This is a genomic window from Kitasatospora sp. NPDC101155 (assembly GCF_044768305.1).
In the GTDB taxonomy this organism is placed as follows: domain Bacteria; phylum Actinomycetota; class Actinomycetes; order Streptomycetales; family Streptomycetaceae; genus Kitasatospora.
In genome coordinates this window covers 57,170-72,201 of sequence record NZ_JBIWPN010000001.1, presented here as the reverse complement: position 1 = coordinate 72,201, position 15,032 = coordinate 57,170, and the positions used below count along the sequence as shown (strand labels likewise).

At 72.3% G+C, this 15,032-nt stretch carries 11 protein-coding genes; all 11 read left to right on the top strand.

What is annotated here, in order from left to right; genetic code table 11:
• Positions 1 to 218: 218 nt before the first annotated feature.
• The 11 genes from ACIRYZ_RS00365 (at position 219) to ACIRYZ_RS00315 (ending at position 14,740) form a co-directional block, all read left to right on the top strand.
• Positions 219 to 1,046, top strand: a complete 828-nt coding sequence (locus ACIRYZ_RS00365) for a response regulator transcription factor (RefSeq protein WP_393032101.1) — start codon at positions 219 to 221, stop codon at positions 1,044 to 1,046.
• A 12-nt stretch (positions 1,047 to 1,058) separates the two neighbouring features.
• A complete protein-coding gene (locus ACIRYZ_RS00360; RefSeq protein ID WP_402937607.1) occupies positions 1,059 to 2,567 on the top strand; it encodes a sensor histidine kinase in 1,509 nt (502 codons plus the stop codon).
• Between the two features lie 135 nt (positions 2,568 to 2,702).
• A complete protein-coding gene (locus tag ACIRYZ_RS00355) occupies positions 2,703 to 3,218 on the top strand; it encodes a zinc ribbon domain-containing protein (RefSeq protein ID WP_402937604.1) in 516 nt (171 codons plus the stop codon).
• A 99-nt stretch (positions 3,219 to 3,317) separates the two neighbouring features.
• A complete protein-coding gene (locus ACIRYZ_RS00350) occupies positions 3,318 to 3,929 on the top strand; it encodes a Uma2 family endonuclease (protein ID WP_402937602.1) in 612 nt (203 codons plus the stop codon).
• On the top strand, positions 3,922 to 5,283 hold the full coding sequence (locus tag ACIRYZ_RS00345; RefSeq protein ID WP_402937599.1) for an oxygenase MpaB family protein: 1,362 nt from the start codon (positions 3,922 to 3,924) through the stop codon (positions 5,281 to 5,283). The genes ACIRYZ_RS00350 and ACIRYZ_RS00345 overlap by 8 nt, the downstream gene beginning before the upstream one ends.
• Positions 5,284 to 5,638: 355 nt before the next feature.
• On the top strand, positions 5,639 to 7,183 hold the full coding sequence (locus tag ACIRYZ_RS00340) for a cytochrome ubiquinol oxidase subunit I (RefSeq protein WP_402937596.1): 1,545 nt from the start codon (positions 5,639 to 5,641) through the stop codon (positions 7,181 to 7,183).
• A 38-nt stretch (positions 7,184 to 7,221) separates the two neighbouring features.
• Positions 7,222 to 8,265, top strand: a complete 1,044-nt coding sequence (cydB, locus tag ACIRYZ_RS00335; protein WP_402937594.1) for a cytochrome d ubiquinol oxidase subunit II — start codon at positions 7,222 to 7,224, stop codon at positions 8,263 to 8,265.
• Positions 8,266 to 8,269: 4 nt separating this feature from the next.
• Entirely contained in the window at positions 8,270 to 11,917 is a 3,648-nt protein-coding gene (gene cydD / locus ACIRYZ_RS00330) for a thiol reductant ABC exporter subunit CydD (protein ID WP_402937591.1), read from the top strand.
• 61 nt (positions 11,918 to 11,978) lie between these two features.
• Entirely contained in the window at positions 11,979 to 13,787 is a 1,809-nt protein-coding gene (locus ACIRYZ_RS00325; RefSeq protein WP_402937588.1) for a GAF domain-containing protein, read from the top strand.
• A 145-nt stretch (positions 13,788 to 13,932) separates the two neighbouring features.
• A complete protein-coding gene (locus tag ACIRYZ_RS00320) occupies positions 13,933 to 14,346 on the top strand; it encodes a hypothetical protein (RefSeq protein WP_402937585.1) in 414 nt (137 codons plus the stop codon).
• Positions 14,336 to 14,740: a hypothetical protein gene (locus ACIRYZ_RS00315; protein WP_393032131.1), complete on the top strand. Its 405-nt coding sequence runs from the start codon at positions 14,336 to 14,338 to the stop codon at positions 14,738 to 14,740. Before ACIRYZ_RS00320 ends, ACIRYZ_RS00315 begins: the two co-directional genes overlap by 11 nt.
• The last annotated feature ends 292 nt before the right edge of the window (positions 14,741 to 15,032 follow it).

Below are 15,032 nucleotides of genomic sequence, written 5' to 3'. Positions count from 1 at the left end.
GAGCGGGGGAAGTCGACGGCCGAGGGGATCCCCCGCCCCGGCCGTCGGCTTCCCCGCGCGCCCCCGAAGCCCCCGCGCGCCCCCAAAGCCCGTGCGCGCCCCCGAAGCCCGTGCGCACACCACCGAGCCTGCCCCTGCGGGCTTGTCGCCCAAAAACCGACCGATAAGGTGTTAATCCAACATTCATCCATGCCGCATAGCCTCCGAGAGCTAGCCTCATGCTGAACGTCATCGTCCGACCGGGAGGCGAAACCCCCGTGCAAGGCACTGTCACCACACCGGGCGGCTCCGCCGTGGCCGGGGGCCAGGGCGAGGCCTTCCTCCTCGTCGTGGACGACGAGCCGAACATCCGCGAGCTGCTCGCCGCCTCGCTGCGCTTCTCCGGGTTCCGGGTCGCCTCCGCAGCGAGCGGGACCGAGGCACTGGAGCTGATCGCCGTCGAGCGCCCGGACCTGGTGGTCCTCGACGTCATGCTGCCCGACCTCGACGGCTTCACAGTCGTCGAGAAGCTGCGCGAGCGCACCACCCGCGGCCAGATCGCCGGCCCCGCGCACGGACACCCCGGCGACCACCTGCCGGTGCTGTTCCTCACCGCCAAGGACGGCGTCGGCGACAAGGTGCAGGGCCTGGCCGCCGGCGCGGACGACTACGTCACCAAGCCCTTCAGCCTGGAAGAGCTGATCGCCCGCATCCGCGCGATCCTGCGCCGGGCCGGCGGGCCCGCCGAGGACGGCCGGCTGATGGTCGCCGACCTCAGCCTCGACCCGGTCGCCCACGAGGTCACCCGGGCCGGTACCCCCGTCTCGCTCTCCCCGACCGAGTTCAAGCTGCTGCACTACCTGATGGCCAACGTCGGCCGGGTGGTGTCCAAGTCGCAGATCCTCGACCACGTCTGGGCCTACGACTTCGGCGGCGACCTCTCCATCGTCGAGTCCTACATCTCCTACCTGCGCCGCAAGCTCGACTCCGGCCCGGCCCACGGCCCCAAGCTGATCCACACCGTCCGCGGCATCGGCTACGCGCTGCGCCGCCCCCCGCAGGGCTGACCGGACCCGCTCGTGTTCGCCCGGTTCTCCTCCAGGTTGTCGCTGCGCGCCCGGCTGCTGGTCCTCGCGCTCGCGCTGGTCACCACCGGACTCGCGGTCAGCGACACCTTCGTGCTCGGCATCGTGCGGACACAGCTGGTGGAGCAGCTGGACGAACAGCTCCAGCGCTACGGGCTGCCGCTGTCCCGCAAACCCCCCGGCCGGCTCACCACACCGGACGCCGGCAAGCCCGCCGTCACCGGGCGCCGGATCAGCCTGCCCAGCCAGTACCTGGTGCAGTACCTGTCCTCGGACGGCAAGGTCCAGGCGCTCATGGTCCAGCCCGTCTCGGACAGCGACCCGGCACCCCAACTGGCCGGGCTGGACCCGACCCGGACCGCCCCGGACGTCCCGTTCGACCTGCCCGACCAGCGCGGCCACCACAGCTGGCGGGTGCTGGTGCTGCCGCTGCGGGCACCCCGCACCCCCACCCCCGGCATCGGCGCCTACGCCTCGCCGACCACCACCCCGACCTACGTCATGGTGGCCGTCTCCCGCGAGGACATCGACGCCACCATCGGCAAGCTGCGCACCTCCTTCCTGGCGATCGGCGGCGCCGTGCTGCTGCTGATCGCCGCACTCGGCTTCTTCGCCGTCCGGGCCGGACTGCGGCCGCTGCGCCGGATCGAGGAGGGCGCGGCCCGGATCGCGGCCGGCGAACTCTCCCACCGGATGCCCGAACTCTCCCCGGGCACCGAGGTCGGACGGCTGTCGATCGCGCTCAACGGCATGCTCACCCAGATCGAGGCGGCCTTCGCCGCCCGCGCCGAGTCCGAGGCCCGGATGCGGGCCTTCGTCGCCGACGCCTCGCACGAGCTGCGCACCCCGCTGGCCGGCATCCGCGGCTTCGCCGAGCTGTACCGGATGGGCGCGCTGCCCACCGACGCGGACGTCAAGCGGACCATGACCCGGATCGAGAGCGAGGCCGTCCGGATGGGCACCCTGGTCGAGGACCTGCTGGTGCTCGCCCGGCTGGACGAGGAACGCCCGCTCGACCTCGCCCCGATGGACCTGCGCACCCTCGCCGCCGACGCGCTGCACGACCTCACCGCCCTCGACCCGAGCCGCCCCGTCGCCCTCACCGGGCCCTCCGGCACCGGCGCCCCCGGCGCGGCGCCCGTCCTCGGCGACGAGGCGCGGCTGCGGCAGGTGGTCACCAACCTGGTCGGCAACGCGGTCAAGCACACCCCGCCCGGCACCCCGGTGCGGATCGGGGTCGGCGGCGGGGCCGACGGGGTCTGCCTGCTGGAGGTCGTCGACGCCGGCCCCGGCCTCACCGAGGAACAGGCCCAGCGCGTCTTCGACCGCTTCTACCGCGTCGACGCCTCCCGCAGCCGCGACAACGGCGGCGGCGGACTCGGCCTCGCCATCGCGACCGCCCTCACCCGAGCGCACGGCGGCACCCTCACCCTGGACACCGCACCGGGCGCGGGCGCCACGTTCCGGGTCGAACTGCCCACGAATGGTGACCGGGTCTCCTGAGCGTCTATCGACTCGCCAAGCCCCTCGATCGGGTGAACCTGCTGCCGTTCACTCTCTCGGCCCCTCAGTCGTGTGCGACCGTGCTGCCATCGGGGGTGCAAGTCTTCGGGAAGTCGGAGAGCGAAACGAGTCATGATGACGCTGCAGGAAACCGGGACCGGCACCGGGCATGCCCGGTGGACGTTCCGGCTCCGCGTGTCGGCCACCACCGAAGCCCAGCTCATGTCGGAGTGGGGCAAGTGCCGGTGGATATGGAACGAGGCCGTGGCCAAGTCCAGGGCCGTGCACCAGCGCAACAAAGCCACCGGGGAGAAGAACACCTGCGGTCCGGCGCGGCTCGACAAGATGCTGACCGAGGCCCGAACCCGCAACGCCTGGCTGCGTGATGGGTCTTCGGTCCCTCAGCAGCAGATCATCCGAGATTTCGGCAAGTCCCGGGAAGTCCGGCTCATCCACCCCGCGCACACCACGATGGACTGCGCGCACTGCGGAGCGAGAGCCAAGCACGCACTGCCGCTGGGGATGCGCACCTACACCTGCACCGCCTGCGGAGTCTCCTCCCCCAGAGACAAGAACTCCGCCCGCGTGATGCTCGTCCGGGCAGGTCTGAACCCGGCTGACGTTGAGGGCGTAAGACATGGCTGTGCGTAGGGCAACCATGCAGCACGAGTCAGAAATCCCCCAGACGAAGGCGGACTCCCCCGCCTTCAGGCGGGGGAGCAGTCAAACTGGACGGGAAAGGGTGTCCCGATGAGTGCGCTCGTTGCTGAGGTGGCCGTCGTGAACCTGGACCAGGTGCTCTGGCAAGCGTGGAAGTCCATGGATGCGCCCGAGGGCTTCCACGCGGAGATCATCGAGGGGACGATCACGTTGTCGCCCACCGTCGGAACCCGTCACTTCGCTGTCAACAGGCCCGTGCTCCACGGCTTGTACGGCAATCTGCGGGGAAGTGACTGGACGTCGGGAAATGTCTGCAACATCATTCATGGGCTCAAGGTGCTCATCCCGGACGTCTTCGTCGGCCCGAGACATGTCGAAGAGATCGATCACCCGGAGGGACTGGGTCTGTTGGCCTCCGGAATCGCCCTAGTGGTTGAGACGGTCTCGCCGGGCGCAGAGGCCCGCCAGCGCGACCACGTCCTTAAGCGCCGGGCCTATGCCGCCGCCGGCATCCCGGTGTACGTGATCATCGATGACTACGACGACGGTGGCACGGTGACCATCCTCACCGGGCCGGACCGCGAGCGCCGCGCCTACGGGTATTCGGCCCGGATTCCGTACGGCAGGAAGGCCGTCATCCCGGAAGGCCCCGCCAAGGGCTTCGTGATCGGCCCCGAGATCACCGGCGAGCGCCGTGCCTGACCCCGCCGTTTCGTTCAGGCGCGACCTGTCCGAGTGGCGGGTCGCCCTGGTCGCCTGGCGCCTGCTGGTGTTGCAGGCGGCGGATCCGGTGGTGGGGGCCGGGATGGAGGAGCACTCGACGTACCGGGCACATCCGTGGCGGCGGGTCGAGCACACGCTCGGGAGCGGCCGACGGCTGTTCTACCAGGACGCGGAGACGCTGCGGCGGGAGGTCGCGCGGCTGGACCGGGCGCACAAGCGGATCCGGGGGGAGACGCCGGACGGGCAGCCGTACGACGCCCGGGACGCGGCGACCCGGGTGTGGGTGCTGCTGACACTGTTCGAGTGCGTGGTCGCGATGCGGCGCCTGGGTGGGGACCCGTACGATGCCCGGCAACTGGAGCTGGCGTACGGCGAGTTCAAGGAGGCCATCGCGGCCTTCGGCCTGCCGGAGGAGCAACTGCCCAAGAGCGCCGCAGACTTGCCCGCCTACTTCGCCCGGTACGCCCGTGAGCGGCTGGAGCTCACCGAGGCCGCCCGCTACCTGCTGGACGACATCCTGCGGGAGGCGCCCCGCCCCCGCCGGCTCTGGTTCCTCGGGGACGCCGGGTGGCGGATCACCCGGGTGGTCGTCGCCCGGGTGATCCGGGAGCTGACCGTGGCTGACCTGCCGCCGGCGGTGCGGGAGCGGTTCGGGGTGGCCCGCAGTCGGCGTGGCGCGCTGCTGTCCGCCCTGGTGCACCGCGGCGCCGGGGCCGTCGTCCCGCTCCTCCCGGACCGGCTGCGCCACCGCTCCCCGGAGGAGGGGCGCCCGCCGCGCCGGTTCCGACCGGGTCGGGACGCGCGCGGGCCCCGGGTGGACCGGTTCTTCCGGGAGGTGCTCGACCAGACCGGCGACGGCTACATCACCGTGCACGACCTGCGGGCGATGGCGCACAACGTGTGCTGGCAGCTGGAGCTGGACGAGGCCGCCGAGGCGCGGGTGTACGAGGCGTTCGAGGGCTGGTGGGAGCAGCTGCGTGCGGTGATGGACGCCAACGGGGACGGCAAGGTCAGCCGGGAGGAGTTCACCGCGGCCACCCTGGCGGGCTGCGACCGGGACGAGGCCTATCTGGAGCAGGGCCTGCTTCCCGCTCTGCGCGCGGTGTTCACCGCGGCCGACACCGACGGCAGTGGCTTCCTGGAGTTCGACGAGTACCGCGTGGTGTTCGGCGGGCCGCGCGTCCACCCGGCCGAACTGTCGCACGGTTTCCGCCAGTTGGACACCGACGGGGACGGGCGGATCACGGTGGAGGAGTTCCTGGGCGGCTTCACCGAGTTCTTCACGGCCCGCGCCGACTCCACCTCGGGCGCCCAGCTCCTGGGCCGACCGTAGTCGCCGCCCGTCACCGGAGGCCCGCCTAGCACGCCCCGCTCGCCGAAGCGAGCGGGGCGCGAGCCTGTCAAGCGCCGGTTCGGCCAAGAGCCGCGCGCAGTCCGCCCGGTCGTTCGTTGCCCCGGCCCCCGCCCGATCCGCAGACTGTGCGGACCGCAGCGCAAACCGTGACGCATGGCACACGACTGTCAACCCCACCCCACCTGCAGTTCCGCCGTAAGGATGATGGATACTGGCCCTTGTGAACGTGTTCACGTTCACAAGCGGACAAGCTTGTGTGCTTGAGCAGCGGTCTACGGCTATAGGCGAAGTTTGTCCGAAAGCGCCCTGAGGGGCCGGTTGGAGAGAGGCCGACGTGGAACTGGCAATCGCTCACGAGACCATTGCGCGATGGCAATTCGGCATCACCACCGTCTACCACTTCCTCTTCGTGCCGCTCACCATCAGCCTCGCCGCGATCGTGGCCGGGCTGGAGACCGCCTGGGTGCGCACGAACAAGGAGAAGTACTTCCACGCGACGAAGTTCTGGGGAAAGCTCTTCCTCATCAACATCGCGATGGGTGTCGTCACCGGAATCGTGCAGGAATTCCAGTTCGGCATGAACTGGTCCGACTACTCCCGCTTCGTCGGTGACGTCTTCGGTGCCCCGCTCGCGATGGAGGCGCTGATCGCCTTCTTCTTCGAGTCCACCTTCATAGGCCTGTGGATCTTCGGCTGGGACAAGCTGCCGAAGAAGATCCACTGTGCCTGCATGTGGATGGTCTCGCTGGGCACCGTGCTCTCCGCCTACTTCATCCTGGCGGCCAACAGCTGGATGCAGCACCCGGTCGGCTACGCGATCGACCCGGCCACCGGCAAGGCGCAGCTCACCGACATCACCAAGGTGCTGTTCCAGAACACCACCCTCACCGTCGTCTTCCACACCCTGACCGCCGCCTTCCTCACCGGCGCCGCCTTCATGGTCGGCATCGCCTCCTTCCACCTCTGGAAGGCCAAGCGCAGGCCCGAGACCGCCGACCCCAAGAAGATCGCCGTGATGCGCACCTCGCTGCGGCTCGCCCTGGTGGTCGCGGTGATCTTCGGCGCCGGCACCGCGCTCAGCGGTGACACCCTCGGCAAGGTCATGTTCGAGCAGCAGCCGATGAAGATGGCCGCAGCCGAAGCGCTGTGGGACACCCAGGCGCCCGCGCCGTTCTCGATCTTCGCGGTCGGCGACGTCGGCAAGGGCCGCAACTCGGTCGAGCTGCAGGTCCCCGGGGTCCTCTCCTTCCTCGCCAAGAGCGACTTCAGCTCCGCCGTCCCCGGCATCAACGACACCGCCGCCGCCGAGGCCGCCGCGCACGGTGGCGACCCCAAGGACTACATCCCGAACGTCTTCATGACCTACTGGGGCTTCCGCTTCATGATCGGCTTCGGGATGACCTCCTTCACGGCCGGCCTGGTCGGCCTCTGGACCACCCGCAGGAAACTCTTCCTGCGTCCCGAGTTCCGCACCGGCGAGACCGAGGTGCCCCGGCTGATGCTCACCCCGAAGCGGGAGTTGAGCCCGCTGCTCACCAAGTGGAGCTGGCGGATCGGCATCCTGACCATGGGCTTCCCGCTGATCGCCAACAGCTTCGGCTGGATCTTCACCGAGATGGGCCGTCAACCCTGGGCCGTGTTCGGCCTGATGACCACGGCGAGCTCCGTCTCCCCCAACGTCAGCGTCGGCACCCAGATCGGCGCGCTGGTCACCTTCACCGTGCTGTACGCGATCCTCGCCGCGATCGAGGTCCGGCTGCTGGTCACCTACGCCAAGGCCGGCCCGGTGGTGACCGAGCGGCCCCCGGCCGAGGACCCGACGCTGCGCGGCCCGTCCGCGGACGAGGACGCCGACAAGCCGCTCGCCTTCGCGTACTGACGCACTGACGCACCCCACCGTGGAACTGAGGATCTGACATGCAACTCCACGACGTCTGGTTCGTGCTGATCGCGGTCCTGTGGATCGGCTACTTCTTCCTGGAGGGCTTCGACTTCGGGATCGGTGTCCTCACCAAGCCGCTCGCCCGCGACACCACCGAGCGCCGGGTGCTGATCAACACCATCGGCCCGGTCTGGGACGGCAACGAGGTCTGGCTGCTGACCGCTGCCGGCGCCACCTTCGCCGCCTTCCCGGACTGGTACGCGACCCTCTTCAGCGGCTTCTACATCCCGCTGCTGGTCATCCTGGTCTGCCTGATCGTCCGCGGCGTGGCCTTCGAGTACCGGGCCAAGCGCGACGGTGCCCGCTGGCAGCGCAACTGGGAGGAGGCCATCTTCTGGACCTCCCTCATCCCGGCCTTCCTGTGGGGCGTGGCCTTCGCCAACATCGTGCGCGGCGTGGACATCGACGCGCAGAAGAACTACGTCGGCACCGTCTGGGACCTGTTCAACCCGTACGCCCTGCTCGGCGGCCTGGTGACGCTCGCCCTGTTCACCTTCCACGGCGCGGTGTTCGCGGCGCTCAAGACGGTCGGCGAGATCCGCGAGCGGGCTCGCAGGGCCGCGCTGCAGGCGGGCCTGGCGACCGCCGTGCTCACCCTCGGCTTCCTGGTCTGGACCCAGGCGCACAGCGGCAACGCCAGGAGCCTGGTCGCGATGGTGATCGCCGTGCTGGCCCTGGTCGGCGCGCTGGCGGCCAACCAGCGCGGCCGCGAGGGCTGGGCGTTCGTCCTCTCCGGGGCGACCATCGTGGCCGCGGTCGCGATGCTCTTCCTGGCGCTCTTCCCGAACGTCATGCCGTCCACGCTGAACCCCGGCTGGAGCCTGACCGTCGGCAACGCGGCCTCCGCGCCGTACACGCTCAAGCTGATGACCGTCGTGGCGGCCGTGTTCACCCCGCTGGTGCTGCTCTACCAGGGCTGGACCTACTGGGTGTTCCGCAAGCGGATCGGCGTCCAGCACATCCCCGGCCACACCGGGCACAACGGTCAGTACCCGGCCGCCTCGCGCGACCAGGCCTGACGCCGTGAAGCCCGTCGATCCCCGACTCCTCGGGTACGCCCGTACCACCCGTGCCTTCCTCGCCGGATCCGTGCTCCTCGGCGGGGCGGGCGCGACCCTGGTGGTCGCCCAGGCCGGCCTGATCGCCGAGATCGTCGTCCGCGGCTTCCAGCGCGGCGCCACCCTCGGCGAACTGACCACCCCGCTGGCGCTGCTCGCCCTGACGGCCGTCGGCCGCGGGCTGGTCGGCTGGCTCACCGAGCTCACCGCGCACCGCTCCGTCGCCCGGGTGAAGTCCACCCTGCGGCTGCGGCTGCTCGACCACGCCACCGCGCTCGGCCCGTCCTACCTGGCGGGCCGGCGCACCGGCGAACTCACCACCCTCGCCACCCGCGGCATCGACGCGCTGGACGACTACTTCGCCCGCTACCTCCCGCAACTGGCGCTGGCCGTGGTCGTCCCGGTGATCGTGCTGCTGCGGATCGTCGGCGCCGACCTCACCTCGGCCGCGATCATCGCCGGGACGCTGCCGCTGATCCCGCTGTTCATGGTGCTGATCGGGATGGCCACCCAGTCGAAGATGGACCGTCAGTGGGACACCCTGGCCCGGCTCTCCCACCACTTCCTCGACGTGGTCGCCGGCCTGCCCACCCTCAAGGTGTTCAACCGGGCCCGCGCCCAGGCCGCCACCATCGCCCGGATCACCGCCGACTACCGCCGGGCCACCCTGCGCACCCTGCGGATCGCCTTCATCTCCTCCTTCGCGCTGGAGCTGCTCTCCACCCTGTCCGTCGCGCTGGTCGCGGTCACCATCGGCTTCCGGCTGGTGGACGGCTCGCTCGACCTGGAGACCGGGCTGCTGATCCTCGTCCTCGCCCCCGAGGTGTACTTCCCGATCCGCCAGGTCGGCGCGCTCTACCACTCCAGCGTCGAAGGGCTGACCGCCGCCGACGAGATCTTCCAGGTGCTGGAGACCCCGCTGCCCGCCGCCGGGACGCTTGAGACGCCGGACCTCACCGGCGCCGCGATCGCCGTCGAGGGGCTGACCGTACGCCACCCCGGGCGCGCCGTGCCCGCGCTGGACGGCGCCGCGCTCACCCTGCGTCCGGGCTCCAGCACCGCCCTCACCGGCCCGAGCGGGGCCGGCAAGTCCACCCTGCTGTCGGTGCTGCTCGGCCTCACCGCCCCCGAGGCCGGCACCGTCCGGATCACCGCCGCCGACGGGCGTTCGTACGACCTCGCCGAGCTGGAACCGGCCGGCTGGCGGCGGCAGATCGCCTGGGTGCCGCAGCACCCCCACCTGTTCGCCGGGACGGTCGCAGAGAACCTGCGGCTCTACCGGCCGGACGCGGGCGACGAGCAGCTGTGGACGGCGCTGCGGGCCGCCCACGCACTCGACTTCGTCACCGACCTGGACGCCGAGCTGGGGGAGGACGGCGCCGGGCTCTCCGCCGGACAGCGCCAGCGCCTCGCGCTCGCCCGGGTGCTGCTCGCCGACGACCGGCCGCTGGTGCTGCTGGACGAGCCCACCGCCAACCTGGACGGCGCCTCCGAGGCCGCCGTGGTGGCCGCCGTCCGCACGCTCGCCGAGGACCCGGCGCGCACCGTGCTGATCGTCGCCCACCGGCCCGCGCTGCTGGCGGCCGCGGACGAGCGGGTACGGCTGCTCCCGCCCCGAGCCGCAGGGCGAGTCACTGCCGGGTCGGAGCGCCCGGAGACGAGCGGGCGAGTCCCGCCCCGAGCCGAAGGGCGCGCCGGTGCCGAAAGTGACGAGCGACAAGCGACCGACGAAGGAGGGAGTGCCGGAGCGAAGAGCGTCGGCGCCGGGTCGGAGCGCCCGGAGACGAGCGGGCGAGTCACCGCCCCGCTTGTCCACAGCGGGCGGCCGACCGACGCCCCCGCCGTGCCCGAGGAGCCCACGAGCGAGCCCGCCGCCCCCCGGCTGGCACTGTCCGTGCTGCTCGGCTCGCTCGCCCTCGGCTGCGCCGTCGCCCTGATGGCCACCTCCGGCTACCTGATCTCCCGGGCCTCCCAGATGCCCCCGGTGCTCTACCTGATGATGGCCGTCACCGCGGTCCGCGCCTTCGGCATCGGCCGCAGCTTCTTCCGCTACACCGAGCGGCTGGTCTCGCACGACGCCGTGCTGCGCACCCTCGGCACCCTGCGGGCCGCCGTCTACCGGCGGCTGACCGGGCTCGCCCCGGCCGGACTGCCCGCCTTTCGGCGCGGGGACCTGCTCTCCCGGCTGGTCGCCGACGTCGACGCGATCCAGGACCACTACCTGCGCTGGCGGCTGCCCGCCGCCGTCGCCGGCGTGGTCGCGCTGGGCTCGGCGGTGGCGCTGGGCGCCTTCCTGCCCGCCGCCGGGCTGGTGCTCGGCCTCGGGCTGCTGCTCGCCGGCGTGCTGGTGCCCGCGTTGGCCGGCCGCTGGTCGGCCGGAGCCGAGCGGCGCCAGGCCCCGGCCCGCGGACACCTGTCCACCGCCGTGGTGGACGCCTTCACCGGCACCGCCGAGCTCACCGTGGCCGGCGCGCTGCCCGGCCGGCTGGCCGTCGTCCGCACCGCCGACGCCGCGCTGACCCGGCTGGCCGCCCGCTCGGCCGCCACCACCGCGCTCGGCACCGGGCTGATCACGCTGCTCACCGGGCTGACGGTGGTGGGCGCGGCGGCCGTCGGCATCCAGGGGGTGCGCGACGGGGCGCTCGCCCCGGTCTGCCTGGCGCTCGTGGTGCTGACCCCGCTGGCCGCCTTCGAGGCCGTCACCGGGATGCCGCTCGCCGTCCAGGCCCGCCAGCGCAGCCGCGCCGCCCAGGCCCGGCTGGACGAGCTGCTCCTCGCGCCGGAGCCCGTCGCCGATCCCGCCGAGCCCCTGGAACTGCCCGAGCAGCCGCTGCCCGTCGCGGTGCGCGGGCTGACCGTACGGCACCCCGGGCAGGCCGTGGACGCGCTCACCGGGCTGGACCTCGACCTCGTCCCCGGCCGCCGGATCGCCGTGGTCGGCCCGTCCGGCTCCGGCAAGACCACCCTCGCCCTGGCGCTGCTGCGCTTCCTGGAGCCGGGCGCCGGGTCCGTCACCTTCGCCGCCGGTCGTCCACAGGCTGTGGACAGCCGCGCGCTCGCGGGCGAGGACGTCCGCCGGGTGATCGGCCTCTGCGCCCAGGACGCCCACGTCTTCGACAGCTCCCTGCGGGAGAACCTGCGGCTGGCCCGCCCGGGCGCGGACGAGGCCGAGCTGCGCGCCGCGCTCGCCGCCGCCCGGCTGCTGGACTGGACGGACGGCCTGCCGGAGGGCCTGGACACCATGGTCGGCGAGCACGGCGCCCGTCTCTCCGGCGGCCAGCGGCAGCGCCTCGCGCTCGCCCGGGCACTGCTCGCGGACTTCCCGGTGCTGGTCCTGGACGAGCCCGCCGAGCACCTCGACCTGCCCACCGCCGACGCGCTCACCGCCGACCTGCTGGCCGCCACCGAGGGCCGCACCACTGTGCTGATCACCCACCGGCTCGCCGGGCTGGACGACGCCGCCGTGGACGAGGTGCTGGTGCTGGACGGCGGCCGGGTCGCCGAGCGCGGCCGCTGGTCCGAGCTGGTCGCCGACCCGGACGGGCGGCTGCACGCGATGTGGCGCCGGGAGCGGGAGGCGGACGGGCTGCTGCTGGAGCCGGTGGGCCGCTGAGGACCGCGTGCAAAAGCCGCGTCTCCCTTCGGTCGAAAACCGTACAAACTAGGCTTTCGTCATGGACCCCACGCCGGACCTTCCCGAGACCGCCCCCGAGCCGACACCCCATCGGGTGCCCGAGATCGCCTCGCTCGGGCTGGACACCCTGGTCACCGAGGTCGCGGAGCGCCTGCAGTCGGCCGCCGCGGTCACCGACCGGATGCAGCGCCTGCTGGAGGCGGTGGTCTCCATCGGCGCCGGGCTCGACCTGCACGCCACCCTGCACCGGATCGCCACCGGCGCCGCCGAACTGGTCGACGCCCGGTACGCGGCGCTCGGCGTGATCGCCCCCGGCGGGCACGGCCTGGCCGACTTCATCCACGTCGGCATCGACGACGAGACCGCCGCCGAGATCGGCGAACTGCCCGCCGGGCGCGGCATCCTCGGCGCGCTCATCGACCGCCCCGAGCCGCTGCGGCTGGCCGACCTCGGCGCCGACCCGCGCTCCTCCGGCTTCCCGCCGCACCACCCGCAGATGGTCACCTTCCTGGGCGTGCCGATCCGGGTCCGCGAGGAGGTCTTCGGCAACCTCTACCTCACCGAGAAGAAGGGCGGCGGCGCCTTCACCCCCGAGGACGAGCAGGTGGTGCACGCGCTCGCCGCGGCCGCCGGCGTGGCGATCGAGAACTCCCGGCTGTACGAGGAGGGGCGCCGCCGCGAACGCTGGATCGCCGGCGCCGCCGCCGTCACCACCGCGCTGCTCTCCACCGAGCAGGCCGAGGGCGCGCTGACCGTGGCCGCCGAGCAGGTGCGGGAGTTGGCGGACGCCGCGCTCGGCATGATCCTGCTGCCCACCGGCCCCGCCGGCGAGAGCGACGGGCAGATGCGGGTCGCCCACGCCTCCGGCGAGGTCGCCGAGTTCGTCCGTGGCGAGCTGCTCCCCAAGGACAGTTTCGCGGCCCGGCTGCTGGCCGGGGAGAGCGTCCACCTGGACGACATGTCCAGCGACCCGACCGTGGTGATCCGGCTCGCCCGCAGCTTCGGCCCGTCCATGGCCGTCCCGATGGTCGCCGCCGGGCGGGTGCTCGGTGGGCTCTGCGTCTGGCGCCCGCGCGGCGCGCTGCCGTTCACCGACTCCGAGAAGCAGCTCGCCGAGACCTTCGCCTCGCAGGCCGCCCTCGCCCTGCGCCTCGCCGAGGGCCAGCGCGACCAGCAGCGCCTCGCCGTCTTCCAGGACCGCGACCGGATCGCCCGCGACCTCCACGATCTGGTGATCCAGCGGCTGTTCGCCACCGGGATGATGCTGGAGAGCGCGGCCCGGCGCGCCGTCGTCCCCGAGGTGAAGGTCGGCATCGGCAACGCGGTGGACGAACTGGACGCCACCATCCAGGAGGTCCGCACCACCATCTACGCCCTCCAGCACGACAACCACGGCGACGCCCCCGACACCCTGCGCACCCGCGTCCTGCGGGAGGCCAGCCAGGCCGCGGCGGCGCTCGGCTTCAAGCCCTCGGTGAGCTTCGTCGGGCCGGTGGAGAGTCTGGTCGGCGAGAACACCGGTCGTCAACTCCTGGCCGCGCTACGGGAGATGCTCTCCAACACGGCCCGGCACGCGCGGGCCTCCCGGGTCGGCGTGGAGATCGACGCCACCGTCCACCTGGACGACGGCGGCCGGCCGGTCGGCGGCGAGCCCGAGTCGCTGGACCGCGGTGGACGGCCCGGCGTGCTGCTCACCGTGACCGACGACGGGGTGGGCATCCCGGCGGGCGGGCGGCGCAGCGGACTGCTCAACCTGACCCGCCGGGCGGAGGCGCTCGGCGGGGCCGCCTGGCACGAGTACGGGCCCTACCGGAAGGGGACGACGGTGCGCTGGACGGCCCGGCTGTAGGTGCGTGACAAGCGTTAGGTGAAAGCTGAACGAGGGAGAACTTCCCGACCAACGGCTCAAGTTGTGAACGTTCTGGGCTATCGGCGCTTCCGTGTGCACACATAGCTTGTCATCCGTCTCGGAGGGGAAACCGGACGGAGGGGCAGTGAACGCTTCCGGCCGCGGCAACACCGCAGCAGGGGCAAGTCGAGGGGGGTTCCGGGCCGAGTGCGCTCCGGACGGGCGCTACCGCTGGCAGCTGAAGGCGCCCAACGGCCGGGTGGTCGCGATCACCCCCGCGCTGTTCGAGACGCCCGGCGAGGCCGAGCGGGGCTTCGACGGCCTGCGCGCGGGCGCCGCCGAACTGACCGCGCGGATCACCCATGTCCGCGACGGGATCGGTTGGATCTGGGTCGTCCCCGGATCGCGCGGTCTGCCCGAGGTGCGGTCCAGCCGCGCCTACGAGCGGTACGCGACCTGCCAGAACGCCTTCCGGCGCTTCGTGGTGCTGCTCGCCAAACAGCCGGCGCGCGAACTGCCCGAGAGAGCCGTGTCGTTGAGACGTCCCGATGGCCGCTGAGCGGCGCGGACCGCGGCTGCTGATCGTGCCCGCGGCCGACCGCTGTGTGGGCTGGGCTCTGCGGGCCGCCAACGGGCGGCCGCTCGGGGTCGGCGTGCGCACCTACCGGAGCGAGGGGGAACTCGCCGATGCGGTGCGTGAGTTGATCATCGAGCGGGCCGCCCTTCGGTGTTCCGTCACGCAGTCCGAGGGGCGGCAGTGGGTGTGGTCCGCCTACCTGCCGGTGCGCAGCACCCGGCCCGGGGCGGCCGCTTCCGTGCCGGTGGCCCGCAGTGCGCGCGGGTACCTGCGGCGCGACCAGTGCCAGGCGGGCGTCGAGGGCTTCCTGGCCGGACTGCAGTGGGTGGGGCAGGAGCTGCGGCGGGGCGGGCGGGACGGCCGCCGGCCGCTGTGATCCGCCGGAATCCGCTGTGATCCGACGGCCGTCCGTGCAGTTCCGGTGAAGCGCAGGTTTCCGGCAACACCCCGAGCAGTCTCCTGGAGAAGAACGTCGGCGAGGGCGGGAGGGGCTGTGGCAGCCCTGTCGCGTTCACGCTGACCAGTGTCTAAACCTTGCTGAACCGATGAGTCGACATTACCGGGCCGGACTCGACCTCCCTTCCGGCGGAACCTCCCGGCCCGACAGGATCGGCTCTGCCGGACGGGCCGCAGCGGACGCGGCCACCGGCCCCGAACTCCCCCCCCGG